The 26358-nt window shown below is 69.4% G+C and carries 25 protein-coding genes; 12 read left to right on the top strand and 13 right to left on the bottom strand.

Annotation, left to right across the window (positions count from 1 at the left end; genetic code table 11):
- Positions 1-5: 5 nt before the first annotated feature.
- Entirely contained in the window at positions 6-626 is a 621-nt protein-coding gene (locus GDJ08_RS13745; protein WP_017355745.1) for a YdcF family protein, read from the bottom strand.
- Positions 611-1570, bottom strand: coding sequence for a pyridoxal-phosphate dependent enzyme (locus tag GDJ08_RS13750; protein WP_017355746.1), 960 nt, complete (start codon positions 1568-1570; stop codon positions 611-613). The genes GDJ08_RS13745 and GDJ08_RS13750 overlap by 16 nt, the downstream gene beginning before the upstream one ends.
- 146 nt (positions 1571-1716) lie before the next feature.
- Between GDJ08_RS13750 and GDJ08_RS13755 the strand changes: the two genes are divergently transcribed.
- The 9 genes from GDJ08_RS13755 (at position 1717) to GDJ08_RS13795 (ending at position 12233) form a co-directional block, all read left to right on the top strand.
- A complete protein-coding gene (locus tag GDJ08_RS13755) occupies positions 1717-2247 on the top strand; it encodes a hypothetical protein (protein WP_153165080.1) in 531 nt (176 codons plus the stop codon).
- Between the two features lie 496 nt (positions 2248-2743).
- Positions 2744-4633 (top strand): tRNA uridine-5-carboxymethylaminomethyl(34) synthesis enzyme MnmG, encoded by a 1890-nt coding sequence (mnmG, locus tag GDJ08_RS13760; protein ID WP_017354379.1) that lies wholly within the window; start codon positions 2744-2746, stop codon positions 4631-4633.
- A gap of 91 nt (positions 4634-4724) precedes the next feature.
- Positions 4725-5255 (top strand): gamma carbonic anhydrase family protein, encoded by a 531-nt coding sequence (locus GDJ08_RS13765; RefSeq protein WP_017354378.1) that lies wholly within the window; start codon positions 4725-4727, stop codon positions 5253-5255.
- 192 nt (positions 5256-5447) lie between these two features.
- Positions 5448-6137 carry an RDD family protein gene (locus GDJ08_RS13770; protein ID WP_017354377.1) on the top strand — a complete coding sequence of 230 codons (690 nt, stop codon included), beginning with the start codon at positions 5448-5450 and terminating at the stop codon, positions 6135-6137.
- Positions 6134-7126: a stage II sporulation protein M gene (locus tag GDJ08_RS13775; protein WP_136006014.1), complete on the top strand. Its 993-nt coding sequence runs from the start codon at positions 6134-6136 to the stop codon at positions 7124-7126. Before GDJ08_RS13770 ends, GDJ08_RS13775 begins: the two co-directional genes overlap by 4 nt.
- Positions 7116-8768, top strand: coding sequence for a DUF4129 domain-containing protein (locus tag GDJ08_RS13780; protein WP_026070487.1), 1653 nt, complete (start codon positions 7116-7118; stop codon positions 8766-8768). The genes GDJ08_RS13775 and GDJ08_RS13780 overlap by 11 nt, the downstream gene beginning before the upstream one ends.
- Positions 8765-9928, top strand: coding sequence for a DUF4350 domain-containing protein (locus GDJ08_RS13785; protein ID WP_136006018.1), 1164 nt, complete (start codon positions 8765-8767; stop codon positions 9926-9928). The genes GDJ08_RS13780 and GDJ08_RS13785 overlap by 4 nt, the downstream gene beginning before the upstream one ends.
- Complete coding sequence (locus GDJ08_RS13790) at positions 9925-10938, top strand: AAA family ATPase (protein ID WP_051008548.1); 1014 nt, start codon at positions 9925-9927, stop codon at positions 10936-10938. The genes GDJ08_RS13785 and GDJ08_RS13790 overlap by 4 nt, the downstream gene beginning before the upstream one ends.
- Positions 10935-12233, top strand: coding sequence for a DUF58 domain-containing protein (locus GDJ08_RS13795; RefSeq protein WP_017354372.1), 1299 nt, complete (start codon positions 10935-10937; stop codon positions 12231-12233). Before GDJ08_RS13790 ends, GDJ08_RS13795 begins: the two co-directional genes overlap by 4 nt.
- A 12-nt stretch (positions 12234-12245) precedes the next feature.
- Here GDJ08_RS13795 and GDJ08_RS13800 read toward each other — a convergent pair whose 3' ends face one another.
- From GDJ08_RS13800 to GDJ08_RS13810, 3 genes are read right to left on the bottom strand one after another with little or no spacing between them, the layout of a single operon-like run.
- On the bottom strand, positions 12246-12914 hold the full coding sequence (locus tag GDJ08_RS13800; protein WP_153165081.1) for a hypothetical protein: 669 nt from the start codon (positions 12912-12914) through the stop codon (positions 12246-12248).
- Positions 12914-14092 carry a glutathionylspermidine synthase family protein gene (locus GDJ08_RS13805; protein WP_136006023.1) on the bottom strand — a complete coding sequence of 393 codons (1179 nt, stop codon included), beginning with the start codon at positions 14090-14092 and terminating at the stop codon, positions 12914-12916. Before GDJ08_RS13805 ends, GDJ08_RS13800 begins: the two co-directional genes overlap by 1 nt.
- A gap of 3 nt (positions 14093-14095) precedes the next feature.
- Positions 14096-14659: a DUF1190 domain-containing protein gene (locus tag GDJ08_RS13810; RefSeq protein WP_017354369.1), complete on the bottom strand. Its 564-nt coding sequence runs from the start codon at positions 14657-14659 to the stop codon at positions 14096-14098.
- A 215-nt stretch (positions 14660-14874) separates the two neighbouring features.
- Here GDJ08_RS13810 and ilvD point away from each other — a divergent pair, with 215 nt between their 5' ends.
- Entirely contained in the window at positions 14875-16713 is a 1839-nt protein-coding gene (gene ilvD, locus GDJ08_RS13815; RefSeq protein WP_153165082.1) for a dihydroxy-acid dehydratase, read from the top strand.
- 102 nt (positions 16714-16815) lie between these two features.
- Here ilvD and dinG read toward each other — a convergent pair whose 3' ends face one another.
- The 3 genes from dinG to aroE all read right to left on the bottom strand — a co-directional run bounded on the left by dinG (position 16816) and on the right by aroE (position 20245).
- Complete coding sequence (gene dinG / locus GDJ08_RS13820) at positions 16816-18918, bottom strand: ATP-dependent DNA helicase DinG (protein ID WP_153165083.1); 2103 nt, start codon at positions 18916-18918, stop codon at positions 16816-16818.
- A gap of 127 nt (positions 18919-19045) precedes the next feature.
- A complete protein-coding gene (locus GDJ08_RS13825; RefSeq protein ID WP_136006025.1) occupies positions 19046-19393 on the bottom strand; it encodes a hypothetical protein in 348 nt (115 codons plus the stop codon).
- Between the two features lie 6 nt (positions 19394-19399).
- Positions 19400-20245, bottom strand: coding sequence for a shikimate dehydrogenase (aroE, locus tag GDJ08_RS13830; protein ID WP_017354365.1), 846 nt, complete (start codon positions 20243-20245; stop codon positions 19400-19402).
- A 54-nt stretch (positions 20246-20299) separates the two neighbouring features.
- On the opposite strand from aroE, the gene GDJ08_RS13835 reads away from it, so the two are divergent.
- Positions 20300-21166, top strand: coding sequence for a TolB-like translocation protein (locus GDJ08_RS13835; protein WP_153165084.1), 867 nt, complete (start codon positions 20300-20302; stop codon positions 21164-21166).
- Positions 21167-21205: 39 nt separating this feature from the next.
- On the opposite strand, the gene GDJ08_RS13840 is transcribed toward GDJ08_RS13835, so the two are convergent.
- The 4 genes from GDJ08_RS13840 to GDJ08_RS13855 all read right to left on the bottom strand — a co-directional run bounded on the left by GDJ08_RS13840 (position 21206) and on the right by GDJ08_RS13855 (position 23832).
- Positions 21206-21478, bottom strand: coding sequence for an SHOCT domain-containing protein (locus GDJ08_RS13840; RefSeq protein ID WP_017354363.1), 273 nt, complete (start codon positions 21476-21478; stop codon positions 21206-21208).
- A 31-nt stretch (positions 21479-21509) separates the two neighbouring features.
- Positions 21510-22499 (bottom strand): porphobilinogen synthase, encoded by a 990-nt coding sequence (hemB, locus tag GDJ08_RS13845; RefSeq protein ID WP_017354362.1) that lies wholly within the window; start codon positions 22497-22499, stop codon positions 21510-21512.
- Between the two features lie 27 nt (positions 22500-22526).
- A complete protein-coding gene (locus GDJ08_RS13850) occupies positions 22527-23444 on the bottom strand; it encodes a bestrophin family protein (RefSeq protein ID WP_136006031.1) in 918 nt (305 codons plus the stop codon).
- A gap of 139 nt (positions 23445-23583) precedes the next feature.
- A complete protein-coding gene (locus GDJ08_RS13855) occupies positions 23584-23832 on the bottom strand; it encodes a hypothetical protein (protein ID WP_017354360.1) in 249 nt (82 codons plus the stop codon).
- Between the two features lie 205 nt (positions 23833-24037).
- Here GDJ08_RS13855 and GDJ08_RS13860 point away from each other — a divergent pair, with 205 nt between their 5' ends.
- A complete protein-coding gene (locus GDJ08_RS13860) occupies positions 24038-24496 on the top strand; it encodes a hypothetical protein (RefSeq protein WP_017354359.1) in 459 nt (152 codons plus the stop codon).
- Between the two features lie 45 nt (positions 24497-24541).
- Here GDJ08_RS13860 and GDJ08_RS13865 read toward each other — a convergent pair whose 3' ends face one another.
- A complete protein-coding gene (locus GDJ08_RS13865; protein ID WP_136006033.1) occupies positions 24542-26344 on the bottom strand; it encodes a DUF885 domain-containing protein in 1803 nt (600 codons plus the stop codon).
- Positions 26345-26358: the final 14 nt, after the last annotated feature.

A 26358-nucleotide genomic window follows, 5' to 3' on the forward strand; every position in this document is an offset into this window, starting at 1 on the left:
GCGCGTTACGACGGGAACAGGTCGCGGTGGAAGAAATAGATTTCCTGCGCCAGGAAGCGCCAGCTGGTGTGGAAGCTGCGGAAACGGGTGCTCGGCGTGGAGGACGCCAGCGCATCAATGCCCAGTTCCTTGCACAGCCGCAGCGCGCGCGCCATGTGCAGCGGATCGCTGACGATGATGACCCGGTGCAGCTTGCGTTGCTGCATCAGGCGGCGGGCCTCGATCAGGTTCTGGCGGGTGGTCCGCGAGGCGGTTTCGATCAGGATCACCTCGTCCGGCACCCCCTGCTTGAGCGCATAGCGGCGTGCCACCTGCGACTCGGAGAAGCGCGCGCCGCTGCCGCCGTAGCCGCCGGTGAAGATCAGCAGTGGCGCGTACCCCTTCTGGTACAGGTCCAGGCCGTGGCGGATGCGCTCTTCAAACACCGGTGACGGCTTGGCGTCGTACGCCGCCGCACCCAGCACGATGATGGCGTCGGCCTGCGCGGCCTGGTCACGCTCACCGATCCAGACGATCCAGGCCGTCACCCCAAGCAGCCAGGCCACCAGCAGGATGCACAGGCGCCACAGCCAGCCCAGGATGCCCACCCGGCCCACCCGGCCACGGCGGCTCATGCCGCGCTCCACGGCAGGGCGTCAAGATCCACATTGCCGCCGGACAGCACCACGCCCACCCGTTGCCCGGCAAAGCGTTCCGGTGCGCCCAGAATGGCCGCCAGGGCGATCGCCGACGACGGCTCCACCACCTGCTTGAGCACCTGCCAGATCAGCCGCATCGCCGCCACGGTGTCGGCGTCACGCACCGTGAGCACCGACGCCGCAGGCTGCAGCAGCGCGAAGTTGGGCTGGCCCAGGGTGCCGCGCAGGCCGTCGCAGACGGTGTCCGGGGTGATGTCCACGCGGCGTTCGCCGGCGGCCAGCGAACGCGCGGTGTCGGCCGCCCCCTCGGGTTCGGCCAGCACCAGCCGCGCGGTGGGCGCCAGCGCCTGCATGGCCAGCACGGTGCCCGCCGCCAGGCCACCGCCGCCCACCGGCACCACCAGGGTGTCGAACGGACCGTGGCCGTGCAGCAGTTCCAGCGCGGCAGTGCCCTGCCCGGCGATCACGTGGCTGTGGGTATAGGGATGCACCAGCGTGCCGCCCGTCTCGGCCTGCACCTGCGCGCACATTGCTTCACGGGCGGCGATGGAGGCCTCGCAGCGCCACAGGGTGGCCCCGTGGCGGACGATGTTGGCCAGCTTGGCGGCCACCGCACCCTCGGGCACCACCACATGGCAGGCGATCCCGCGCGTACGGGCCGCCAGCGCCAGCGCGGCGCCGTGGTTGCCCGATGAATGGGTGACCACGCCACGCGCCGCCTGTGCGTCGTCCATCGCCCAGACCGCATTGCAGGCGCCACGGAACTTGAAGGCCCCCCCGCGCTGCAGGTGCTCGCCCTTGAACGCCAGCTCGGCACCGCTCATCGCATCCAGCGTGCGCGACCGCAGCACCGGGGTCACACGGGCATGTGGGGCAATGCGCGCGGCGGCGGCCAGCACGTCGTCGACACAGGGCAAGGGTGAATCGCTCATGACGCAAGATTAACGTATGGCCCCGGTTGGCATCGCCTCCCCCGTACATGCCAACATGGCGGCCATTCATCCGGATCGGGCGGGATTAAGGGCCGATTCAATGCCGCAGGCCGAAGCTGGCCTCATACCCTTGGGGGGACCCGATCATGAAGATGCGCCTGATCCTTGCCGGTGGCCTGATGTTGGCCCTGTCCGGCTGCGCGACCTACGACTATGTCGGCGGTGGCGCCGGCAGTGGCTACTACCACGGTGCACCGTCGGTGGAATACCGCTACCCGGCCGGTTATCCGTACGGCTATGGCAGCGGCTACTACGGTGGCGGCTACGGCTATTACGGCTACGGCGGCGGCTACGGCTACCCCGTGTACCGGCCGTATCCGAACTACCGCCCGCCGCACAACCACCGCCCGCCGCCGCGTCCCGACCACGGCAATGGCCCGCGGCCGGACCGCCCGCCGCGCCCGGATCGGCCGCGCCCGGACAACAACGGTGGCTCCCCCTGGCGCAACATGGACTCGCTGGGTCGTCCCCCGCAGCAGCGGCCCGCGCCGCAGCAGCGCCCGTCGATGCCGGCCCAGGCCCGTCCGGCGCAGGCGCCGCGTCCTGCGGGGCAAAGAATGAACGGTTCCCCGTGGCGAACGCTCAACAATGCGAACCAGCGCACAAATGAGCGCTGAGCTGACTTGATTTTCACGCACCGGGCGGTTCAATCTAGCCGGGTGGTGACGGTCGCCGTCGCAAAGTGACAAAAGCGACACAACGCGTCACATCAAGCTCTACGTCGATATCCGACAGGAACATCTGGATCCCCCCTGTTCCGGCCCTGTCGGATGTCGGCACCCAAAACGCAGAAGGCCCCGCTCGCGCGGGGCCTTCTGTCTTTCGGGGAGACCGGCGCTGGGCCGCAGGCTGAAAAAAACAGGGCCGGCAGTCCCCCGACTACCGGCCCCTTCGCTTCCCCAGCGTGCGCGTAGACCAGCCCCTGTTCCAATTCCGGTCTGTCGTGCCAGTGGCGCGTGCCACGATGGGTGCTATTGGGTTATCTGCAGATTGCGTGCCAACTTGAGGGTAATTTTTCGACCCGGGCCCGATTGGCGCTAAAATCGCCACCCCTCCCCCTCCCCGGGGGGGAATCCAAGGCCCTTCGGCCCCGTCCCCCCGAGCCCCATCGCCATGTCCGATTCCTTCCATCATCACGACGTCATCGTCATCGGCGGCGGCCATGCCGGCACTGAGGCCGCGCTGGCGGCCGCGCGCAGCGGGGCCCGCACCCTGCTGCTGACCCACAATGTGGAAACCATCGGTGCGATGAGCTGCAACCCGGCCATTGGCGGCATCGGCAAGGGTCACCTGGTCAAAGAGATCGACGCCCTCGGCGGGGCGATGGCGCATGCCGCCGACCGCGCCGGCATCCAGTGGCGCACCCTCAACGCCTCCAAAGGCCCTGCCGTGCGCGCCACGCGCTGCCAGGCCGACCGCAACCTGTACCGCATGGCAGTGCGCCGGATGGTCGAAGCGCAGCCGAACCTGACCGTGTTCCAGGCGGCCGTGGACGACCTGGTGATCGAGGGCGATGCGGTCCGCGGCGCCATCACCCAGACCGGCCTGCGCTTCCATGCCAAGGCGGTGGTGCTGACCGCCGGCACCTTCCTGGCCGGCAAGATCCACGTGGGTCAGACCCAGTACGCCGCCGGCCGCATGGGCGATCCGCCGGCCACCACCCTGGCCGCGCGCCTGCGCGAACGCCCGTTCGTGGTGGACCGGCTCAAGACCGGCACCCCGCCGCGCATCGACGGCCGTTCGCTGGACTATTCGGTGATGGCCGAACAGCCTGGCGACACCCCGCGTCCGGTGATGTCCTTCCTGGGCGATGCAGCCGATCACCCGGCCCAGGTCAGCTGCTGGATCACCCACACCAGCGAGCGCACCCACGAGATCATCCGCAGCGCACTGCACCGCTCGCCGCTGTACAGCGGCCAGATCGAGGGCATCGGCCCGCGCTACTGCCCCTCCATCGAGGACAAAGTGGTGCGCTTTGCCGAAAAGGCCAGCCACCAGATCTTCGTCGAGCCCGAAGGGCTGGATGTGGTGGAGATCTATCCCAACGGCATCTCCACCTCGCTGCCGTTCGACGTGCAGCTGGACCTGGTGCGCAGCATCGCCGGCTTCGAGAACGCGCACATCACCCGGCCCGGCTACGCGATCGAGTACGACTTCTTCGATCCGCGCGGCCTGAACAACACCCTGGAAACCAAGAGCGTGTCCGGCCTGTTCTTCGCCGGCCAGATCAACGGCACCACCGGCTACGAGGAGGCAGCCGCGCAGGGCCTGCTCGCCGGCCTCAACGCCGCGCGCGCCTGCCGCGACGAAGCGGGCTGGTGCCCGCGCCGCGACGAAGCCTACCTGGGCGTGCTGGTGGATGATCTGATCACCCACGGCACGACCGAGCCGTACCGCATGTTCACCAGCCGCGCCGAGTACCGCCTGCAGCTGCGCGAAGACAACGCCGACGTGCGCCTGACCGGCATCGGCCGCGAACTGGGCGTGGTGGACGACCGCCGCTGGGCGGCGTTCCAGGCCAAACAGGAGGCCGTGGCCCGCGAGTCGGCACGCCTGCGGGCGCTGTGGGCAACCCCGGGCAATGCGCTGGGCCGCGAGGTTGAAACCACCCTGGGCGTGGCAGTCAGCCGCGAGACCAACGTGCTCGACCTGATCAAGCGCCCCGAACTGGATTACGCCACGCTCATGCAGGTGCCCTCGCTCGGCCCGGCCGTGGACGACCCCAAAGTGGCCGAGCAGGTCGAGATCGGGGTGAAGTACGCCGGCTACCTGGACCGCCAGCGCGAGGAGATCGAGCGCCAGCAGCGCCACGAAAACACCGCGATCGCCAGCGATTTCGACTATGCCGGCGTGCGTGGGCTGTCGGCCGAGGTGCAGCAGAAGCTCGAGCGCGTGCGCCCGCAGACCATCGGCCAGGCCCAGCGCATCCCCGGCATGACCCCGGCGGCCATCTCGCTGCTGCTGGTGCACCTGGAGCGCGCACGCCGCAGCCGCGTGGCGTGATGCACCACCGGCGTGCACACGCCGGGAGCGGAAAGGCCACGCGGTATCATGCCGATGCACCCACCGTGGCGTGCGATTGCCTGGAGACCATGTGAGCCCGATCCGCCCCTTCCTCGACACACTGCCGGTGCTCGGCGAGCGCTGCTACATCGACCCGGCCTGCACCCTGATCGGCGATGTCGTGCTGGGCGATGACGTCTCGGTGTGGCCGGGCACGGTGATCCGGGGCGACGTCAATTACGTGCGCATCGGCGCGCGCAGCAACATCCAGGACGGCACGATCATCCATGTCAGCCACCACAGTCCGTTCAACATGGGGGGCTACCCGACGCTGATCGGCGAAGGTGTCACGGTCGGCCACGGCACCATCATCCATGCCTGCACCATCGGCGACTACAGCCTCATCGGCATGGGCGCGTGCATTCTCGACGGCGCCGAAGTGAAGCCCCACGGCTTCCTGGGTGCCGGTGCGGTGCTCGGGCCGGGCAAGGTGGTCGGCGAGGGCGAGCTGTGGCTCGGCAATCCGGCCCGCCTGGCACGCCCGCTGCGCGACAAAGAGATCGAGGCGCTGCACTACTCGGCCGATCACTACGTGCGGTTGAAGGACAAGTATCTGGCCTGATCGCGACGCACGCTGTCGGCTTGCGTTCGCTGTCCTGGCCATCGCTGGGCATCGGCGGTCGCGCACGGTAAAGTCCTCAGCCGACCAGGACGCAGTCGAGAACCGCATGCCCGTGCAGGCAGCCGACCGGAGAGGATTCCGGCATTTCGCCTTCCACCACTGTCGAGCCATGCCCCACCGGTGCGCGCGCCGATGAGCGTACCGATGCTGGACACCTACCGTGAAGTGATCACGCCCGAAGGCGTGCCGCTGCACCTGCCGGCCGCCGGCCCGTTGCCGCGCGCGCTGGCCTGGGCCATCGACTTCGCCATCCGCTTCGGCGCGTTGTCGGTGATGAGCGTTCCACTGGCCTTCCTTGGCGACTTCGGCCAGGGCCTGTACCTCGGGCTGCTGTTTTTGATGTTCTGGGCCTACACCATCGTGCAGGAAGCGCTGTGGGGCCAGACCATCGGCAAGCGCGCGATGGGCCTGCGCGTGGTCGCGCAGGACGGCGCACCGGTGGGCTGGATGGCCGCCATCACCCGCAATCTCCTGCGCACCGTGGACATGCTGCCGTTCGGCTACGCGCTGGGCCTGCTGTCATGCCTGTTCGACGCGCATGGCCGGCGGCTGGGCGACATGGTGGCGCGCACTGTGGTGATCCACATCGGCGCGCCGGCAGATGGCGGGACCCTGGCCATCGACAGCGTGCTGCCGCCGCCGCAGCCGCTGCAGCCGGCCGAACAGGCTGCCTTGATCGCCTTCGCTGAACGCGCACCGCGCCTGCCCGGCCCGCGCCAGCAGGAACTGGCCGGGCTGCTCACGCCATTGAGCGGCGGCCACGGCCAGGTGGGCGTGCTGCGCCTGTATGCGATGGCCAACTGGCTGCTGGGTCGCCGATGAAGCAGGAACAGTTCGTCGCCCGGTATCAGCCCGAATGGCAGGCGCTGGAGCGCTGGCTGGCGATCCGCGGCCGCGATCCGCGCCGGGCGCGGCGTACCCCCGACCCTGATGGCCTGGACGATGCGGACATGCCGCAGCGCTACCGTCGCCTCTGTCAGCAGTTGGCACTGGCGCGCAGGCGCGGCTACAGCCCGCAGCTGGTGGCGCGCCTGCAGTCGCTCATGCAGCAGGGCCACGGCGTGCTCTACCGCACGCCCGCACCACGCTGGCGACGTGCGGTGGAATTCCTGTTCGCCGACTTCCCGCAGCTGGTACGCAGCCAGGCCCGTGCGATGTGGGTGGCCACCGCCGTATTCGTGATCCCGCTGGTGGGCACCTTCGCGGCGCTGCAATGGCACCCCGAGCTGATCCATCTGCTGATGGGCAACGACGAGATCGCCCGCATGGAGCGCATGTACGACCCGTCATCGCCACACCTGGGGCGCGACAGCGGTACGGACTGGATGATGTTCGGCTACTACATCATGAACAACATCAGCATCGGTCTGCGCACCTTCGCCAGCGGCCTGCTGGCCGGCGTCGGCACCCTGCTGGTGCTGCTGTTCAATGGCCTGACCATCGGCGCGGTCGCCGGCCACCTGCAGCAGGTCGGCCACGGTGATCCCTTCTGGCGCTTCGTGGTCGGCCACGGCGCGTTCGAACTCACCGCGATCGTCATCGCCGGTGGCGCCGGTCTGCAGCTGGGCATGAAACTGCTGGCGCCCGGCCGCCGACGGCGCATCGACGCGCTGGTCGAGGGTGGCGTGATCGGTGCCCGGCTCTGCCTGGGCGTGGCGGCGATGCTGCTCGTGGCCGCCTTCATCGAGGCGTTCTGGTCATCCATCGCCGACGTGCCGGCCTGGGGCAAGTACAGCGTGGCCGCGGTGTTGTGGACGCTGGTGCTGCTGTGGCTCTGGCGTGGCGGACGCGGAGGTGCGCGTGCGGATTGACCAGCTCAACGTGGTCCTGCGTGCGCGCTCGGGCTGGGAGGCGATGGAACTGGGCACGGCGTTGGTGCGCCGGCATGCCGTGGCGATCTGGACGCCCTGGCTGTTGCTGGCGCTGCCGGTGTTCGTGGCGCTCAACACCCTGGCCTGGTGGGCCGATGCCTTCGCGCTGGCGTGGCTGGCGATGTGGTGGCTCAAGCCCCTGTTCGAGCGCGTGGCACTGTACGTGATCTCCCGCGGCGTGTTCGGCGAAACACCCGGAACGCTCGATACGCTGCGCGCACAGCGGCACTGGGGCTGGCAGGGCTTCTGGGGTTACCTGGGCTGGCGCCGGCCGAGTCCGATGCGCACGGTGATGCTGCCGGTCAACCTGCTTGAAGGCGCCGACCCGGTGCATCGCCGCGACCGACGCCGCGCAATCCTCAATGGCACGCTCGGCCACAGCCTGATGCTGACCCTGGTGGCGATGACGTTCGAGGTGGTTCTGGTGGTCGGCGCGATCGCCGGGGTGTTCATGCTGGTGCCGTTCGAACAGCTGCCCGATTCGTGGCGTGCGGCATGGGCGATGGTGGGTGAAGACACGCCAGCCTGGGCGAAACTCTGCTTCAACCTGCTGTGCTGGGCAGCCGCCACGCTGATCGGCCCGTTCCATGTGGGCGCCGGCTTCGGGCTGTATCTCAACCGCCGCACCGAGATGGAAGCGTGGGATGTGGAGATCGCCTTCCGACGTCTGCGCGAACGCCTGCGCCAGGCCGCGCCGCTGCTGATGCTGGCGCTGGTGCTTGCCTGGCCGGCCAGCGTGCTGCATGCCCAGCAGGCACCCCCCGCCGACACGGTCGACGACACCGCGCCCGATACGGACACCACCGGCGGCGATGCCGACGTACAGGAGGCGCAGATCCGCGAGCGCATCCAGAAGCGCCGTGAGGGCGGGCAGACCCCGCCGCGCGACGCACCATCGATCTTCGGCAACGATCCGGTGGACACCGCCGGCTTCCGCCAGGCCGTGGAGCGCGCCTACGAGGACCCGCTGCAGCATCCGACCCGCACCGTCACCGAATGGCGGCGCATTCCCGACGACGCTGCGGACAAAAAGAAGAAGAAGAAGGAACTGGATGCCCGTCCGACCGAACGCAGCGCGCGCACGAAAACGGCGGCACAGTGGTCGGCGCAGATCGCCGAATGGGGTCTGTGGGCGTTCGTGGGCGTGCTGGTGGTGATTCTGCTGTTGACTACACGACGCTGGCTGCCGTGGCTGCGCGGCAGCGGCCGTCGGCGGCGCGAGAAGGAGGCAACGCCCGTGCAGGAGGACGCGATCACCCTGCCCGACGTGGTGCCGCCGGATGTGGCAACGCGCGCGCGCGCACTGTGGCAGCAGGGACGGCCGCGCCAGGCCCTGGCGCTGCTGTACCGGGCCAGCGTGGAGAGCATGAGCGAGCGTGCGCAGGTCAGCCTGCCGCCCGGCGCCACCGAAGCGCAGTGCCTGCGCGCGGCCCGACGCATGCCCGACGAAGGCGACCGCACAGCGTTCGCCCGCGTCGTGCGGGTCTGGCAGTACGCGGCGTACGCCGGCCGCCTGCCCGATGACGCCGAGTTCGATGCGCTCGCCGGCAGCCTGCGCGAGCAGTTCCGGTGGCAGGCATGAGGACGCGTCTGCGCTGGCTGCTGGCGGTGGCCCTGCTGCTGGTCGTGGCAGTGCCGCTGACCATCCTGTTCCTGCGCACGCATGAGCGCGTGACCCGCGTGGAGACGCTGCCGCCGCAGGGCGAAGCCCGCTACAACCCGCTGTACGTGCTCGGCCAGGCGCTGCGCGCCGACGGCCTGGAGGCGAATGCGCGACCGCGACTGGACCTGACGGCGATGGCACTGCAGCCGCACGACACCGTGGTGCTGCTGCAGGACAGTGCCGCGCTGCCGCCGACCACGGCGCGCGCCCTGCTGGACTGGGTGGAGCGCGGCGGTCACCTGATCGTCCGCACGACCCCGCTCACCGCCGACGACGCGGCGGACGACACAGCGGACAATGGCCCGCTGCTGGATATGCTCGGCGTCGACGGGACGTCGCGACGCAACGCGTGCGCGCCATTCCATGTGGCCGACGATGTCAACCACGTCGAGTTCTGCGACAGCCGACGCTTCGACGTCGATCCACCGACCGGCATCCGGGTGGCACAGGCGTGGCGCGATGAGGAGCACGGCCACGTGTTCGTCCGGCTGCGCCGTGCCGCCGGCACCGTGGATGTGCTCGCCGACCTGAACTTCATGAAGAACAGCGCGGCACCGGGCGTGGACGGCCTCCACGACAAGGCCCATCGCGATCTTGCCCGCTACGTGCTCGCGCCCAACTACGGCAAGGGCACGGTATGGCTGGTATATGGCACGCGCCCGCCCTCGCTGTGGCAGCGCGTGTTCCATGATGGCTGGCCGGTGTGGGTGCCGTTGCTGCTGGCGCTGCTGGGCTGGCTGTGGCTGCGCGCGCAACGCATGGGCAGCCTGCTGCCCTCGCCTGCAGTCGAACGCCGCTCGCTGCTCGAACATGTCCGCGCCAGCGGCGAGCACCTGCTCCGCTACGGCAAGGCACCGCTGCTGTACGACGCCGTGCGGCAGGCCTTCCTCAACCGCCTGCGCCGACGTGCACCGACCGCCGCGGCGCTGGGGGGCGACGCCCGGATCCACGCCATCGCCACCCTGCTGCAGTGGTCGCACGACCGCGTCCGCATTGCCCTGCAGCCGCCCGCTGCCCACGACGTCGCCGGCCTGCGCGACCGCATCCGCCTGCTGATCCAGATGAGAAACCTGCTATGACCGATCCCATCGCTTCCACGCCACCGTCTCTCGATGCCTCACCTGCCTCCGTGTCCGGCACGTCGCTGATCGACCGCGTCGACGCCGTGCGCGAGGCGGTCGGCCGCGCGTTCATCGGCCAGTCCGACGTGCTCGACCAGATCCTGATCGCGTTGCTGGCCGGCGGCCACGTGCTGATCGAAGGCGTACCGGGCCTGGGCAAGACCCTGCTGGTACGCGCGCTGGCCCAGGCACTGGAGCTGGATTACGGACGCGTGCAGTTCACCCCGGACCTGATGCCCAGCGACGTCAGCGGCCATGCGGTGTACGACCCGAAGACCGAGAGCTTCAAGATCCGCCGCGGCCCGGTGTTCACCAACCTGCTGCTGGCCGATGAAATCAACCGCGCGCCGGCAAAGACCCAGTCGGCCCTGCTGGAAGTGATGCAGGAAGGCCAGGTCACCATCGAGGGCAAGGCGTTCACGCTGTCGCCGCCGTTCCTGGCCCTGGCCACGCAGAACCCGGTGGAGCAGGAGGGCACCTATCCCCTGCCCGAGGCGCAGCTGGACCGCTTTCTGCTCAAGGTGATCATCGACTACCCGGCGCTGGAAGACGAGAAGCGCATGGTCGATGCGATCACCACCGGCCGCAGCGCTGGCGACTTCGATCTGTCGCAGGTGCCCCGCGTGCTCGGCGCGGCCGATGTGGTGGAACTGCAGCGGGCCACCGCAGCGATCACCGTGGACCCCGAAGTGATCGACTATGCGGTGCGCATCGTTGCCGCCACGCGCCAATGGCCGGGCATCGCGCTGGGTGCAGGGCCGCGCGGCAGCATCGCGCTGGTGCGTGCCGCGCGTGCACAGGCAGTGCTGTCCGGTCGCGATTTCGTCACCCCCGATGATGTCCGCGACATCACCAAGCCCGCCCTGCGCCACCGCATCGCGCTGGCCCCCGAACTGCAGATCGAAGGCCAGTCCGCCGACGACGCGCTGGGCGCGCTGCTGGCCAAGGTGGAAGCGCCGCGCAAATGAGGCCGGCCCCGCCGCTGCTGGCACTGCTGTGCGGCTGGGGCCTGTGCGGGCTGCCGGTCGCGTTCGGGCTGTGGCCCGTGCGCGTCTGGTGGATGCTCGCCGCCGGCATCGCCGGGCTCGCGCTGATCGACCTGGTGCGCCTGTGGCGGCAGCCCTCTCCGAGCGTGCAGCGCGCACTGCCCGAAGCGCTGGCGCTGAACGTGGACCGCAGCGTCACGCTGCGGCTGGAATCGAGCCTGCGCCAGCGCGTGGACGTGTTCGATCTGGTTCCTGGCGCGTGGGCCGTGAAGGGCCTGCCGCGCGCGTTGTCGCTCAAGCCGATGGTGGCCAGCAGCGTGGACTACACGCTGACCCCGACGGCGCGCGGCCGCTTCCTGTTCGACGGCGTACACCTGCGCGTGCACGCGCCGTGGCGTCTGTGGCGGCAACGGCGCACCCTGCCGTCAACGCTGGCGGTGAGGGTGTACCCCAACTTTGTGCCGTTGACCCGCTTCGCGCTGTTCAGCGCCGAACAGGCCTCGCGACTGGTCGGGGCGCACCTGAAGCGCCGCCGTGGTGAAGGCACCGATTTCCACCAGATGCGCGAGTACCGCGTCGGCGACAGCCTGCGGCAGATCGACTGGAAGGCGACTTCGCGCGCGCGCAAGCTGATCTCGCGCGAGTACCAGGACGAGAAGAACCAGCAGATGGTGCTGATGATCGATACCGGTCGTCGCATGATGGCCAGCGAGGGCGGTCTGTCGCACTTCGATCATGTCCTCAACGCGGCGCTGGTGGTGTCCTACCTGGCGCTGCGCCAGGGCGACGGCGTAGGGCTGCTCGCCAGCGGCGGCGACCAGCGCTGGGTCGCGCCGCAACGCGGCATGGGCGCGATCGATACGCTGCTGCGCGCCAGCCACGACCTGCAGGCACGCCCGGTAGCGACCGACTATCTGGCCGCGGCCACCGAGCTGAGCCTGCGCCAGCGCCGCCGCTCGCTGGTGATGCTGGTCACCAACGTGCGCGATGAAGACATCGAAGACCTGCTGGCGGCCGTGCGCCTGCTGCAGCGCCAGCACCTGGTGTGCGTGGCCAGCCTGCGCGAGCGGGAACTGGATGATGCGCTCGCCGAGCCGGTGGAGAGCATGGAGGACGCCATCCGGGCCGGCGCCATCGCGCGCTACCTGCAACAGCGCAATGAAGCGCATGAGGCGCTGCGCAGCCATCGGGTGATGGTGCTGGATGTGACTGCGGATGCGCTGCCTGGCGCACTGGTGGAGCGGTATCTGGCGGTCAAGCGCGACGGGTTGCTCTAGGGCGGTCGGTACCTAGCGGATGGCGTTGGCCTTGGCGATCAGGCGCGCGGTGGCTTTCTGCAGCAGCGCGCGGTTGCGGGCCAGCTTCATCCAGTGCGGCAGGCGCGAGAACATCGAGCCATTGGTGACACCGGCGCGCTCGCGCAGCACGGCACCGGCATAGTCGTGCAACGCCTGCAGATGCGCCTGGTTGTAGGCCCAGAGCAGCCCGGCGCGGGTGCGCTCGACCAGCAGCAGCGGCATGCCGAAGTACGGGTCATTCGATTCGGCATCGCGCACCGGCTGCACGCTCACACTGACATCGCTGCTGCGCCCGCATTGGGCGCAGGCAACCGGAAGCGCCTCCAGGGGCGGGGAGGCCACCGCGCGATGCGCCTGCGCGTGCAGCCATTGGTGCCCGCAGTAGCCGCAGGGCCGCCGCCCGCTGTAGCGCACCGGCCCCACCCACGTCCCGGCGCCACAGCAGCCGCAGCCGCAGGCGTTTCCTTCTTCGAGCACCAGACTGCAGGACAGGCAGCGGAAGCCGGCCGTCCTGGATCCCCTGACCACCCAGCCGGGCGCGGCACACCGGTGGCAGCGCACGGCGATGCGGTCGGCGTAGCGCCACAAGCCATGCCCGTCGTCCAGGTGGCGCCCCGCCACTGGCCCGGGGCGCAGGCTGCGGTTGCGCGCCACCGCCATCAGACGAAGATGCGGGTTGGCGCTTCGTCGATGATCGCGTGCGGGACGAAGCGGGCGCTGTCGCGGGTGATGCGGCTGTTGTCTTCGCGGATGCCCATGCCACAGGCCTGGTCGCCCACGATCCAGCTGCCAACCAGCGGATAGCCACCCTCGAACGCAGTGAGCGGATGGGCGGCCTGGCGGATCGCCGGGCCGGTGTACGGGCCTTCGCTTTCCTGCCAGCTGCCATCGGCCAGGTGCATGGCCACGTTGGCGCCTTCGCGCGAGAACAGCGGCTTGCGCACCCAGCCGGCCGGCAGTGCGCTGCCGTCGTCGAAGTCGGCGGCCAGCAGGTTGGGGTGGCCGCGATGGCGCTCCCACAGCAACGGCAGCACGCCCTTGTTGCTGAGGATCGCCTTCCACGCCGGTTCCAGCAGCTGCACGCCCGAGCCGGGCAGCGCCTGGCCGAACGATTCGGTCATCAGGTCTTCCAGCGGGTACAGCTTGAACAGGCTGCCGATCACCGTGTCGTCCAGCGCGGTGAAGCGGCCGTCCTCGGACAGGCCGATGTCCTCGATCGCGATGGACTCGCCACGCAGCCCGGCCTGGGCCGCACAGTCGCGCAGGTAGGCCACCGTGCCCTGGTCTTCGACCGAGGCACCCACGGCACTGAAGTACAGCGGCGGCGGCAGCTGCGCCGACAGCGCGGCGAAGCGCTCGACCAGCGCCTCGTGGATGGCGTTGAACTGATCGGCGTGCGGCGGCAGACGGTTCTGGTTGCGCTGGTCTTCCAGCCATTGCCACTGGAAGAACGACGCCTCGAACAGCGAGGTCGGGGTGTCGTAATTGAGCTCGTAGAGCTTGGCCGGACCGGTGCCGTCGTACGCGAAGTCGAGCCGACCGTACAGGTGCGGCTCGCGCCGACGCCAGCTGTCGGCGATCCAGTCGCGGAACGCCGGCGGGATCGCCAGCTGTTCCATCAACTGCTGGCTGCCCACCACGTCCTCGACCAGGTCCATCGCCATCGCATGCAGCTCGGCGCTGGGGTCTTCGATGTCCTGCTCGATCTGGCGCAGGGTGAAGGCGTAGTACGCGCTCTCATCCCAGTACGGCAGGCCATCGATGGTGTGGAAGGCGAACCCCGACTCCTCGGCCCGGGCGCGCCATTGGCTGCGCTCGGCAATACGGACGCGCTGCATCGATCAGCCGCCGACGCTGCTGCGGTTGCTGCTGGTGCTGCCGAAGCCGCCACGGCTGGCGGTCACCGCGCGGTTCGGGGTGGCGCTGACCGGGGCCAGGCCCGCCTTGCCGGCACCGATGCCGCTGGCGGTATTCAGCCCGCCGCTGCCGCCCGGGGCCGGACGCGCCCAGCCCTTGGCCTTGTCCTGGTAGGCCGGGGCCGCCGAGGGCTGCTGCGCCAGACCGGCGCCGCGGTTGCTGAGCATCTGCGACATGAAGAAGCCCATCATCATCGGGCCGATGAACGAGTGGCCGGTCGAGGTCTTCTGTTCCACGCACTGCTCGGCGTTGTAGTCGGCCTCGCAGGCCTCGCGCGAGGCGTACTTCGGCGCGGCGTCGGCCGACTGCTTCTGTGCCTCGGCAAAAGCCGCGCGGCAGCTGGACGGGTCGCCGGTGGCGTCGGTGCAGGCCTGCACCGAGGTGTACAACCCTTCCTGCACCTGGACGGCCTCGTCCTTCTGGCAGGCGGTGAACAGCAGCGGCGCGGCGCTCATCAGCAGCAGCGCGGTGGTCCTGGAACGTTTCATGGCGTCATGCCCCCTCGTGCGGTTATCCGCTCCATGATGCCTCATCGCCGCGAACAACCGAAATCGGCAAAGCCGAAAAGATGAACGGCATTTCAGGATGCAGCCTATCGGAGCGGTCGCCTGCCGGGGGCAGGTGGTTGCAAACGCAACCGCAATTTTTGGGCAGAATCGAGGCGAAACGCGCCCCCACCGCCCGCCAGATCCTGCCAGCCCCCATGCCTGAATACCGCTCCCGCACGTCCACCGCCGGCCGCAACATGGCCGGGGCCCGCGCCCTGTGGCGCGCCACCGGCATGACCGATGGCGACTTCCACAAGCCGATCATCGCCATCGCCAACTCGTTCACCCAGTTCGTGCCCGGGCACGTCCACCTGAAGGATCTCGGCCAGCTGGTGGCGCGCGAGATCGAGCAGGTAGGCGGCGTGGCCAAGGAGTTCAATACGATCGCGGTGGACGATGGCATCGCGATGGGCCACGACGGCATGCTGTACTCGCTGCCCAGCCGCGAGATCATCGCCGACTCGGTGGAGTACATGGTCAACGCGCACTGCGCCGATGCGCTGGTGTGCATCTCCAACTGCGACAAGATCACCCCCGGCATGCTGATGGCCGCGCTGCGCCTGGACATCCCGGTGGTGTTCGTCTCCGGCGGGCCGATGGAAGCCGGCAAGACGCGGCTGTCCGAGCACAAGCTGGACCTGGTGGATGCGATGGTGATCGCAGCCGATGAAAGCGCCAGCGACGAGAAGGTGGCCGAGTACGAGCGCAGCGCCTGCCCCACCTGCGGCTCGTGCTCGGGCATGTTCACCGCCAACTCGATGAACTGCCTGACCGAAGCGCTGGGCCTGTCGCTGCCGGGCAACGGCTCGACCCTGGCCACGCATGCCGACCGCGAGCAGCTGTTCCGCCGCGCCGGGCGCCTGATCGTGGAACTGTGCCACCGCTGGTACGGCGGCGAGGATGCGCGCGCGCTGCCGCGCGGCATCGCCACGCGTGCCGCGTTCGAGAACGCGATGACGCTGGACATCGCGATGGGCGGCTCGACCAACACCATCCTGCATCTGCTGGCCGCAGCGCAGGAGGCGGAGGTGGACTTCGATCTGCATGCCATCGATGCGCTGTCGCGGCGCGTGCCGCAGCTGTGCAAGGTCGCGCCGAACACGCCGAAGTACCACATGGAAGACGTGCATCGCGCCGGCGGCGTGTACGGCATCCTCGGCGAACTCGCCCGCGGCGGACTGCTGCATACCGACGTACCCACCGTACACAGCCGCACGCTGGCCGAGGCGATCGCACGCTGGGATGTCGCCGTGAGCGACGATGCGACGGTCCACGACTTCTTCCGCGCCGGTCCCGCCGGCATCCCGACCCAGGTCGCCTTCAGCCAGGCCACGCGCTGGCCGACACTGGACGTGGACCGTGCCGAAGGCTGCATCCGCGATGTCGCCAATGCCTACTCCGCCGAAGGCGGGCTGGCGGTGCTGCGCGGCAACCTGGCCGTGGATGGCTGCGTGGTGAAGACCGCCGGCGTGGATGAATCCATCCACGTGTTCGAAGGCACCGCGCGCGTGTTCGAAAGCCAGGACGACGCCGTGCGCGGCATCCTCGCCGATGAAGTGATGGCCGGCGACGTGGTGGTGATCCGCTACGAAGGCCCACGCGGTGGCCCGGGCATGCAGGAGATGCTGTACCCGACCAGCTACCTGAAATCCAAGGGGCTGGGCAAGCAGTGCGCCCTGCTCACCGACGGCCGCTTCTCCGGCGGCACCTCGGGCCTGTCCATCGGGCATGCCTCACCGGAAGCAGCCTCGGGCGGCACCATCGGCCTGGTCCGCGACGGCGACCGCATCCGCATCGACATCCCCGCACGGCGCATCGATCTGCGGGTGGATGACGCCACGCTGGCGGCACGCCGCGCCGAACAGGACGCGCTGGGCTGGAAACCGCGCGAGGCGCGCCCGCGCAAGGTCACCGGCGCGCTGAAGGCGTATGCGCTGCTGGCCACCAGTGCCGACAAGGGCGCGGTGCGGGATCTGGCGAAGCTGGAGGACTGAGCCCGGCTGCGTCGAGAAGGTCCGCCCGGCCCTGACCCCCGCCCGCGCGACGCTCGCCGCCTTGCCTGCGCCGCCGGACCGGTGCGCGCGAAGCGCCGCGTGTTACCCGATCACCCGCTTGAACGGCGGCAGCGCGTCGATGATGCGCTTGCCGTATCGACGGGTCAGCAGCCGCGAGTCGAGGATGATCACGCGGCCGGTGTCGGTCGAGGTACGGATCAGGCGGCCGGCGAACTGGGTCAACGTGCGCAGCGCGTGGGGGATGGCGATCAGGTTGAAGGCGTTCAGCCCGCGGCTTTCGAACCACTCGCCGAGCGTGGAGGTCTGCGGGTCGGTCGGCACCGCGAACGGTACCTGGGTGATCACCACGGTGGTGCACGCCTCGCCGGGCAGATCCAGGCCTTCGCCGAACGAGTTCAGGCCGAACAGCACCGAACCCTCGCCCGCCGCCGTGCGCCGCAGGTGCTCATCGATCATCTTCTGCTTGGCGCTTTCGCCCTGCACCAGCACCCGCTTGCGCTCGGCGGCCGGCATCAGCTCGGCGACCTTCTCCATCTTCCAGCGCGAGGTGAACAGCACGATGCTGCCCTTGCCCCAATCCAGTTCGCTGACCAGGTATTTGGCCACCTCTTTGGGGTGGCGCTCGCGGTCGTCGGGCGTCACCGGGAATGCCGGCACGATCAGCTCGGCCTGGTTGGGCAGGTCGAATGGCGAGGCCAGCGACACCATCTCCGCCTCGGCGGGGATGCCGTTGTCGATCGCCAGCGCCTGGAAGTCGCCACCGCCGGTGAGGGTAGCGGAGGTCATCACCACCGAATCCACCTCGTCCCACAGCAGCTTGCGCAGTACGTTGGCCGCCGACACCGGCGAGCCGTGCAGGATCAGGTCGCCGTCGCGCGACAGCGTGACCCAGCGTGCGGTCGGTGGCTGGCCGTCCTTGTCCTCGCGGCGCCAAGCCGCCCACAGGTTGTGCTGCTGCTCGATCATTTCCAACGCCATGCCCAGCGTGCGCTGCAGGCGCTCGCGCGCGGCATCCTCTGGCTTGCCCTTGGCCACCTGCGCATGCGCGGCATGGGCCCAGTTGAACAGCGCGCGGGTGTCGTCGGCGAGCGCCTCGATGTCGGCCATCCAGATGTCCGGCAGGCGTCCGTTCGGGGCACGCCACATCGGCTCCTGCGCCGACGGATCAGGTTGCCAGCTGCGTCCGACCACATCGCGGAAGGCCTTGAGCTGCTTGCTGACGCGCGCCGCCACCTCGATCGCTTCGTTGGGCAGCAGATTGCCCAGCTTGTCCTTGTCCACGGCGCGGTAGGCCGCCGCGATCACGATCTGCAGCCGGCCGGTGCGCTTGGCCATCTCGTCCATCGCCAGGCTGGCCGCGCCCTGATCGATGGCGACATTGCCGATGTGATGGCCTTCGTCGAGCACCAGCAGCATGTCGCCGGGCGGGGCGATCAGCGGCTGGCCGTTGTCGCTGTCGCCGATCGACAGCGCCGACAGCAGCAGCGCGTGATTGGTGACCACGATCTGCGCCTCACGCACCGTGTTGCGCGAGCGCAGCACCGCGCACTGCGCCGAGTACGCGCACTTGCGCCCGGCACAGCCCGACGCCGGCGTGGTGATGCGCGAGCGCAGGGTGTTGCTGATCGATTCCGGCGCGTTGTCCAGGTCACCGTTCCAGCGACCTTCGAGGAAGGCCTTGCTCAGCGACTGCGCCAGATCCATCTCGATCGGTGCCAGCGGGCGATCGAACAGCGGCTGCTCGTCCTCGAACATGCCTTCCTGCGCGCCATCGCCATGCGCCTCAGCGGCGTTGCGCGTGCACAGGTAGCGGGTGCGTCCCTTGGCCAGCGCCACGGTGGCTTCAATGCCTGTGGCCTTGAGGAAATTGGGAATGTCGCGCTCGAACAGCTGCGACTGCAGCGCCACGGTGCCGGTGCTGATCACCAGCTTCTTCTTCGTGGCCAGTGCGATCGGCACGCCGGCGGTCAGGTAGCCCAGCGACTTGCCCACGCCGGTGGGCGCTTCGACCACGCCAACGCCGCCGCTGTGCGACAGCGCACGCGAGACCACGCCGATCATCTGGCTCTGCGAACGCCGGGTGCTGAAGCCGGGGGTATTGGCCTGCAGCTTGGCGTAGGCATCGCGGATGACGGTTTTGAGCTCGTCGTTCAGCGCGCGCGGGGCTTCAACTTTTTCGGTCACGCCGGGAGGGTCCTGCCTGAATCACGGCCGGTATTTTCTCATGCCCAGGGCATGGCCGTGGCCGGCATTGGTTCAGTTCCGCGACGCGGCGCACGCCGGCACAGCCGGCGGCGCCACGCACGCAGGGTCAGCCGGCCGTGCCGCGCTGGCGCAGGGCGCGGGTCATCGCCCAGACCACCAGCACCAGGCCGAATGCCTCGGCCAGCGACAGGCCGAAGTGGGCGACGCCCAGCCACAGGCTGAGCGACTGCAGGTTCTCGTATTGGTTCTGCTGTATCCACCACACCGGCAGCAGCGACACCACCATGCCGAGGATGCAGGTGGCCGCCAGGATGCCCAGCCCGGACAGCGCCGCGGTGCGGACCGCGCCGCGCGGGCTGTCCACCACCCACACCAGGGCCACGCCCAGCGCGATCAGGATCGGCAGGCGTACGCCCACCAGACTCAGCATCGTCATCAACATCCCGGTATCCATGTCCGGTCAGTCCTGCCCGGCCAGCGGCGCCAGCGTGGTGCGCAGCTCGGCATACACGGCGTCGGTCTGCGGGCGCACCTCGTGCCACTGCTGGAAGCTGGCCGCGGCCTGCTCCACCAGCATGCCCAGGCCATCGACGGTGTTGCGGCACTGCGCCGCACGCGCCCAGGCCAGGAAGGCGATGGCCGCGTCGCCGTAATTGAGGTCAACCGCGGTGGTCATGCTGTTGACCAGCGACAGCGGCAGCTCGAACTTCGCCTCGCGGTCGCGGCCGGCCGAGGTGGCGTTGACGATCAGCTCGAAGTCGCCCAGGTCGCGCAGGTCGTCCCAGTAGCGGCTCAGCGCGCGCCCCGGTTCGCCGATGGCATCGACCAGCGCGTCGGCGCGCTCGGTGGTGCGGTTCACCACCACCAGCTCGCGGATGCCGGCATCGAGCAGGGCCGGCGCCACGCTGCGCGCCGAGCCGCCGGCACCGAGCAGCAGCACGCGGCGGCCGCGCAGGTCCAGCTCATGGCGTTCGGTGAGGTCGCGGACCAGGCCGACGCCGTCGGTGGTGTCGCCGTGCCAGTAATCGCCCTTGCGCAGCAGCGTGTTGACCGAGCCGGCCAGCTTGGCCCGCGAGGTGAAGGTCTGGCACAGCGCGAACGCCGCTTCCTTGAGCGGAGCGGTGATGTTGGCGCCCACACCGCCATCGGCGGCGAATGCCTCCAGCGCGGCGGTGAACCCTGCCGGCGACGCCTCGATGGCGCGGTAGTCCAGCGCGATGCCTTCCTGGCGCGCGAAGGCGGCATGGATGTGCGGCGACTGCGAATGGGCGATGGGCTGGCCGAATACGGCGTAACGGGCGGTCATGGGTGTCTTAAACTCCGGGCCTGGATTGGAACGCAAACCCCAACGGAAGCGACGATGCGCACTCCCCTGTCACTGCTCGCGCTGAGCCTGAGTTTACTCTTCGTACCGGGTGCGATGGCGCTTTCCGAGTTCGGCATCGAAGGCATGGGCGTGGTTTCGACCAAGGCCAACGAGGCCCAGGCCACCGTCGCGCCGGACGGGCAGCGCATCGTATGGGCGTCGGACCGCAGCGGCGGCGCCGGGGGCTGGGACCTCTGGCAGGCCGTGCTGCGCGACGGGCGCTGGCAGGACCCCACCCCGCTGGCGCTCAACACCGGCAGCGATGAAATCGATCCCTACTTCAGCCACGACGGGCGCTGGCTGTACTTCGCCTCCAACCGGCCCGGCGGGCGCGGCGGCGTCGATCTGTACACCGTGGCGGTACAGGCCAACGGCGGTTTCGGGCCGGTGATGGCGCTGCCGGTCACGATCAACACCCGGGCCAACGAGCGTCGCCCGGCACTGCGCCCGGATGGGCAGGCCCTGTTGTTCGCGCGCGATGGCGCCGGCACCCGCGGCGGGTTCGATCTGTTCCAGGCGGCGGTGCAGGGCAGCGGTTTCGCTGCGGTGACCGCGTTGCCAGCCCCGCTCAATGGCCCAGCCGACGAACTGGGTGGCGAATGGCTGGGCAACGACGGTGCGCTGGCCATCACCCGCGTGGCCGACGGCCAGTCGCAGGTGTGGCTGGTGGGCTGCGATCACCGCCAGGCCGCGGTGCCGCTGACGCTCTCGTTCAACACCGCCGAGGGCCAGACCGGCGCGCCGGTGGTGGATGCGTCCAAGCCATCCGAGCTGGTGCTGGCGGGTCAGGCGCGGGCGCCCCGGGCGGGCGGAGTGGATCTGTATCGGATCCGGACACCGTCGGTAGCCGGGTGCCGGTGAGGGGCGGAGCAGCCGACCTGCGGCCGGCCCACGCTGCCGCTAGGGCTGCTGCAACAGGTCTGCACGCAGCCGTTCGTACTCGGCTTCACTGATCTCGCCGTTGTCCTTGCGCTGGTTCAACGCGGCCAGTCGTGCCTGCAGGGCCGGTGAAAGCTGCGCTTCGCGGGCCACGCGCGCGGCGGCCGATGGCTGCTCGGGCGCCCGTCGGGCGGCTCGACGCACGCCGCCGATCACCAGGCCGATCACCACCGCGAAGGCGAGTACGCCCGTGCCCCAGGTGATCCACTGCACCCACCCCATCGTCTGCATCATCGTCGTCCTGTTCGCGTGTCGACGCGTATTGTCAGCGTTCGCGCAGCCAACGCGCCACCTGCGGGGCGAAATAGGTCAGCACGCCATCGGCGCCGGCCCGCTTGAAGCCGATCAGCGATTCGAGCACGCAGGCGCGCTCGTCCAGCCAGCCGTTGGCGAAGGCGGCCTTCATCATCGCGTACTCGCCACTGACCTGGTAAGCGAAGGTCGGCACGCCGAACTGCTGCTTCACCCGGCGCACCAGATCCAGGTACGGCATGCCCGGCTTGACCATCACCATGTCCGCCCCCTCCTCCAGGTCCAGCGCGATCTCGCGCATCGCCTCGTCGCCGTTGGCGGGGTCCATCTGGTAGGTCTTCTTGTCGGCCTTGCCGAGGCTGGCCGAGCTGCCCACCGCATCACGGAACGGGCCATAGAACGCCGAGGCGTATTTGGCCGAGTAGGCCATGATGCGCACGTTGACATGATTGTCGGCATCCAGCGCGCGGCGGATGGCGCCGATGCGGCCGTCCATCATGTCCGACGGAGACACGATGTCCACGCCAGCGGCCGCATGCGACAGCGACTGCCTGACCAGCGCCTCGACGGTGATGTCGTTGAGCACGTAGCCGTTGCCGTCGATGATGCCGTCCTGGCCGTGGGTGGTGTACGGGTCCAGCGCGATGTCGGTCATCACGCCCAGCTCCGGGAAGCGCGATTTCAGTGCACGGATGGCGCGCTGGGCCAGGCCGTTGTCGTCCCACGCGGCGGCCGCATCCAGCGACTTGCCGGCCGGGTCGATCACCGGGAACAGATCGATCACCGGAATGCCCAGTTCCAGCGCCTCTTCGGCGACCTTGAGCAGTTCGTCGATGGACAGACGCTCCACGCCCGGCATCGAGGCCACCGGCGCGCGGCCATCCAGTTCGTGCACGAACACCGGGTAGATCAGGTCGTCGGTGGTCAGCGTGTTCTCGCGCATCAGCCGGCGCGAGAATTCGTCGTGACGCATGCGGCGGGGGCGATAGTCGGGGTGGGCCATGAAGTGCTCCGGGGGCGGGATGCGGGGTTACTGCAGCAGGTACTGCCGCGGTTGCAGCGGCTCGGGCAGCGGCTGCACCCCGAGGCTGTCGAGCAGGTCGATTTCAATGGTGCGCACCAGCGCATCCAGTGGCAGGTCGTTGGGCTCCAGCCCGAACGGCTCTTCCATCTCCTCGCCGAGCTGATCCAGACCGAAGAAGGCATAGGCCAGCACCGCCGACACCACCGGCGTGGCCCAGCCCAGCGAACTGGCCAGGCCGAAGGGCAGCAGCACGCAGAACATCCACGCGCAGCGATGCAGCAGCAATGTGTAGGCGAATGGCAGCGGCGTGGACAGAATGCGCTCGCAACCGGCCTGGACGCTCGACATCGCGTGCAGGCGGGTCTCGAAGCGGGCGTAGAGGATCGGGTCCAGACGGCCGGCACGCAGCGGCTCGGCCAAGTCGGCGGCGATCATCGCCAGCAGTTGATCGGGGGCGTTCAGGCGCTCGCCGAAACGCGTCTGGTCGGCCTCGGCTACCCAAGGCAACGCGGCCAACGCGACGTCGCGCCCGCGCAGTCTGGCGGCCAGGGCGTGTGCGAAACCAATGCCCAGGCGGCAGATGCGATCGCGGCGCGGCGCGTCGTCGGCCAGCAGCGCGGTGCACAGTCGCGCCAGGCTGCGCGATTCATAGACCAGCTGGCCCCACAGCTTGCGCCCTTCCCACCACCGCTCGAAACAGGCGTTGTTGCGGAAGCTGAGGAAGATCGACAGCACCAGGCCAAGCAGGGTGAACGGGGCCACCGAGACGCGTTCGATGCCCGGCGGATGCCACACCTCGGCCAGGGTGGCCGCGGCCACCGCCAGCAACAGGATGGTCAGCACCTTGGGCGCCACCGCCGGAACGATGGAGCCGCGCAGGATGTACAGCAGTTGCCAGCCGTGGGGACGAGGGCGAATGATCATCGGTGCAGGAAAAGCGCCCGGACGGGCGTAGCGCCGCCGGCAGCAGCCAGGGCGGCAGCGGGCATTCTACGCCGATGCGCGCCGGGGCCCATGACGGTGCGACCGTCTGTCGCACCGCCGCAGGCGACGCGGACCCGGCTCAGACGATGCCGCCGCCCAGCCCCAGCCGCAGGATCGCCACCACCACCACGATGCCGTTCAGGACCAGCCCGGCCCAGGCCCGGCCGCGCTTGCTTGGATGCGTGAACAGGATGCCGATGGCGGCGATGATCGCCCCCACCGCGGCGAAGGGAATCAGGAACCAGTTGCCCCAGCCCAACAGCGGAATCAGCGCCAGGATCATCCACAGCAGCGCCAGGATGCCCCACAACAGACTGATCAATCCCATGCCGCGATTCCTTGTGATGGTTGCCTGGCCCACCATAGCCTAAAGCCCGGCCTGCGCGCGCGTGGGCCGCACCGACCAGGGAACCGTTGCGACGGCGTCACCCCGACGGTGCTAGCGTGCGGGTCACGAGGTTGGCACCGATTCAGTTGCCAGCCCGGATGATCGCGCCACAGGCCGACCGGCCCATACCATCAGGGGTGATGCCATGAACATCCGATCCATCGCACTGCTGGGCCTGCTGCTGTCCGTGGCCGGCTGCGCCAGTACGTCCAAGGTGATGCTGGGCCAGGCGCGCGCGCCGGTCGACCCGGCCACCGTGCAGATCTATTCGACGCCACCGGCCGGGTCGGTCGAGATCGCCCAGCTGGAGTCGTCCAGCGCGGTCGGTTTCGGTACGCAGGGCCAGACCGACGCGGCCGTGATGCGACTCAAGCGCGAAGCGGCCGCGCTCGGCGCCAACGGCGTGATCCTGATGGGCGTGGGCTCCAGCGGCTCGCCGGTAGGCATGTCCGTGGGTGCGGGCAGCTACGGCTCGCACGTGGGCGGCGGCGTGGGTATCGGCATTCCGACCACGCAGAAGCGCGCGGCCGGCGTGGCCATCTGGGTACCCAATCCGCCGCCGGCGGCCCGCCTGCCGGCGCAGACGATCACACCGCAGAAGTGATGCGCCCCCGGGGATGCCGGCCAGCGGCCGGCCTCGCCCGCAGGGTCATTGGCGGTGCTTGGGCACGAACACCTCATTGACCGCGTCGGTGAGCTGGTCCGGCGGCAGCAGGCCCTGGTCGAGCAGGAAGTTGTTGAACGCCAGCCGGTCGAAGCGGTTGCCCAGCGCCAGCTCGGTCTGCATGCGCAGCTCCAGGATCCGTGTGTAACCGTAGAAATAGCTGCCGGCCTGGCCGGGCGCGCGCACGGTATAGCGGTCCAGTTCCTGGGTGGCCATCGCCTTGGACAGCCCCACCTCGTCGATCAACACGCGTTCGGCGTTGGCGCGATCGGTGAGCCCCAGGTTGAGCATCGGATCGAGCATCGCGCGTGCGGCGCGCAGCAGGCGGAACTGCAGGGCGATCAGCTGCCCGTCCAGCGGTTCATACGGCACCATCTCCGCTTCGGCATACAGCGCCCAGCCTTCGACATTGACCGAGTTGAACGCGAACATGGTGCGCGCCAGCGAAATGCCGCGCTCGACCATCGCGGTGAACTGCAGTTCGTGGCCCGGGCGGCCTTCATGCGCGCTCAGCGTCCATGCGGCCGAGCCGAAGTTGAAGTCGTCGTACTGCGCCGCCTTGTCGCCGGCGGCGGGATTGCCCAGCGGCAGCACGAAGGTGCCCTGCTGACCGGTGTTGCCGACCAGCGGTGCGGGCAGGAAGTGCGGCGCCGGCGAAGCGGCGCTCTCGGCCGCCGACCCCAGCCGCATCTGCATCGGCCGCTGCGGCACATCGACAATCTTCTCGCGGCGGATGATCGGGTCGATGGCATCGATCACGCCACGGTAATGGTGCTCCAGCTGGTCATCGGCGATCTTGTCGCCCTTCAGCGCGCGCACCACCGCGACCGGGTCGGTCGGGTCGGTCACCTTCAGGCCCTTGGCCTGCACCACCAGCGGCGCCAGCTGGCGCATCGCCGAACGGGTTTCCATGAACTCCAGCTGCGCGCGCTGCACCAGCAGCGCCGGCGCGATGTCGATGCCCACGCGCTTGAGCTGGAAGGCGTACAACGGCGCCGGCAGGCGGGTATCCGTGCGGGCCTTGGGCAGCACCTCGCTGCGGGTCCAGTCGCGGTACTCGCGCAGCTGCGTGGCGATGGTCTTCAACGCCTCATCGGCACCCGCCACGTTGTACTTGCCGAACAGCTGCTCGATGCCGCTGATGTAGGTGTCCACGTTGGCCAGCGACTGCTCGACCTCGATCTTCGTCGGCTGCAGCAGGGACGTGTCGGCCAGGCGCTCTTCATAGCGCTGCCGCGACAGCGTGGTGACCGGCTGGCTGCCCGGCACCAGGCCGGCGTAGCGCTTCAGGCGGTCCAGCGCCTTGGCGCGGCGCTCGGCGGGAACCTGATCGGACAGCAGCAGGTTGAGGCCGCTGAACACCGTCTGCGGCGTGTCCGTCCACGGCAGCAGATATTTCTCGTTGAGTTCGCTGCCCTCGATGTTCTGGGTGGCCGCGGCGATCATGATCGCCAGGTCCTGGCGCACGTTGGGATCGCGTTCGGTGGCCAGCTTGCCCTGCAGCTCGGCGCGCGCCTTGGCCATTGCCGCGCGGTAGCGCGCGCCGTTGTCCGGACCGAAGTCGGCCACCTTGTCGTCGTACCCCGGCACGCCGAAGAAGCCGGTCTCCTCGGGCTGGAACGGGCCCTGGGCATCGAGCAGGATCTGCGCGAGCGTATTGCTGCGGACCACCCAGGCCGGGCTGGCGGGTGCCTTGCCGGCGGCCGGCGCGGCGGCCAGCGCCGGCGGCGCGGCCAAGGCGGCGGGAACGGAGAGGGCCAGCGCAACGGCAAGGACGAGCGGCTTCATGCGGGAACTCCAGC

Origin of the sequence: Stenotrophomonas nematodicola (assembly GCF_009467805.1) — a bacterium.
GTDB classification, from domain to species: domain Bacteria; phylum Pseudomonadota; class Gammaproteobacteria; order Xanthomonadales; family Xanthomonadaceae; genus Stenotrophomonas; species Stenotrophomonas nematodicola.

Coding starts and splice junctions, on each gene's coding strand:
- GDJ08_RS13750 (WP_017355746.1), bottom strand. CDS start 1,570: ATGAGCGATTCACCCTTGCCCTGTGTCGACGACGTGCTGGCCGCCGCC.
- GDJ08_RS13755 (WP_153165080.1), top strand. CDS start 1,717: ATGAAGATGCGCCTGATCCTTGCCGGTGGCCTGATGTTGGCCCTGTCC.
- mnmG (WP_017354379.1), top strand. CDS start 2,744: ATGTCCGATTCCTTCCATCATCACGACGTCATCGTCATCGGCGGCGGC.
- GDJ08_RS13770 (WP_017354377.1), top strand. CDS start 5,448: ATGAGCGTACCGATGCTGGACACCTACCGTGAAGTGATCACGCCCGAA.
- GDJ08_RS13775 (WP_136006014.1), top strand. CDS start 6,134: ATGAAGCAGGAACAGTTCGTCGCCCGGTATCAGCCCGAATGGCAGGCG.
- GDJ08_RS13785 (WP_136006018.1), top strand. CDS start 8,765: ATGAGGACGCGTCTGCGCTGGCTGCTGGCGGTGGCCCTGCTGCTGGTC.
- GDJ08_RS13790 (WP_051008548.1), top strand. CDS start 9,925: ATGACCGATCCCATCGCTTCCACGCCACCGTCTCTCGATGCCTCACCT.
- GDJ08_RS13795 (WP_017354372.1), top strand. CDS start 10,935: ATGAGGCCGGCCCCGCCGCTGCTGGCACTGCTGTGCGGCTGGGGCCTG.
- GDJ08_RS13800 (WP_153165081.1), bottom strand. CDS start 12,914: ATGGCGGTGGCGCGCAACCGCAGCCTGCGCCCCGGGCCAGTGGCGGGG.
- GDJ08_RS13805 (WP_136006023.1), bottom strand. CDS start 14,092: ATGCAGCGCGTCCGTATTGCCGAGCGCAGCCAATGGCGCGCCCGGGCC.
- GDJ08_RS13810 (WP_017354369.1), bottom strand. CDS start 14,659: ATGAAACGTTCCAGGACCACCGCGCTGCTGCTGATGAGCGCCGCGCCG.
- ilvD (WP_153165082.1), top strand. CDS start 14,875: ATGCCTGAATACCGCTCCCGCACGTCCACCGCCGGCCGCAACATGGCC.
- GDJ08_RS13825 (WP_136006025.1), bottom strand. CDS start 19,393: ATGGATACCGGGATGTTGATGACGATGCTGAGTCTGGTGGGCGTACGC.
- aroE (WP_017354365.1), bottom strand. CDS start 20,245: ATGACCGCCCGTTACGCCGTATTCGGCCAGCCCATCGCCCATTCGCAG.
- GDJ08_RS13835 (WP_153165084.1), top strand. CDS start 20,300: ATGCGCACTCCCCTGTCACTGCTCGCGCTGAGCCTGAGTTTACTCTTC.
- GDJ08_RS13840 (WP_017354363.1), bottom strand. CDS start 21,478: ATGATGCAGACGATGGGGTGGGTGCAGTGGATCACCTGGGGCACGGGC.
- hemB (WP_017354362.1), bottom strand. CDS start 22,499: ATGGCCCACCCCGACTATCGCCCCCGCCGCATGCGTCACGACGAATTC.
- GDJ08_RS13850 (WP_136006031.1), bottom strand. CDS start 23,444: ATGATCATTCGCCCTCGTCCCCACGGCTGGCAACTGCTGTACATCCTG.
- GDJ08_RS13855 (WP_017354360.1), bottom strand. CDS start 23,832: ATGGGATTGATCAGTCTGTTGTGGGGCATCCTGGCGCTGCTGTGGATG.
- GDJ08_RS13860 (WP_017354359.1), top strand. CDS start 24,038: ATGAACATCCGATCCATCGCACTGCTGGGCCTGCTGCTGTCCGTGGCC.
- GDJ08_RS13865 (WP_136006033.1), bottom strand. CDS start 26,344: ATGAAGCCGCTCGTCCTTGCCGTTGCGCTGGCCCTCTCCGTTCCCGCC.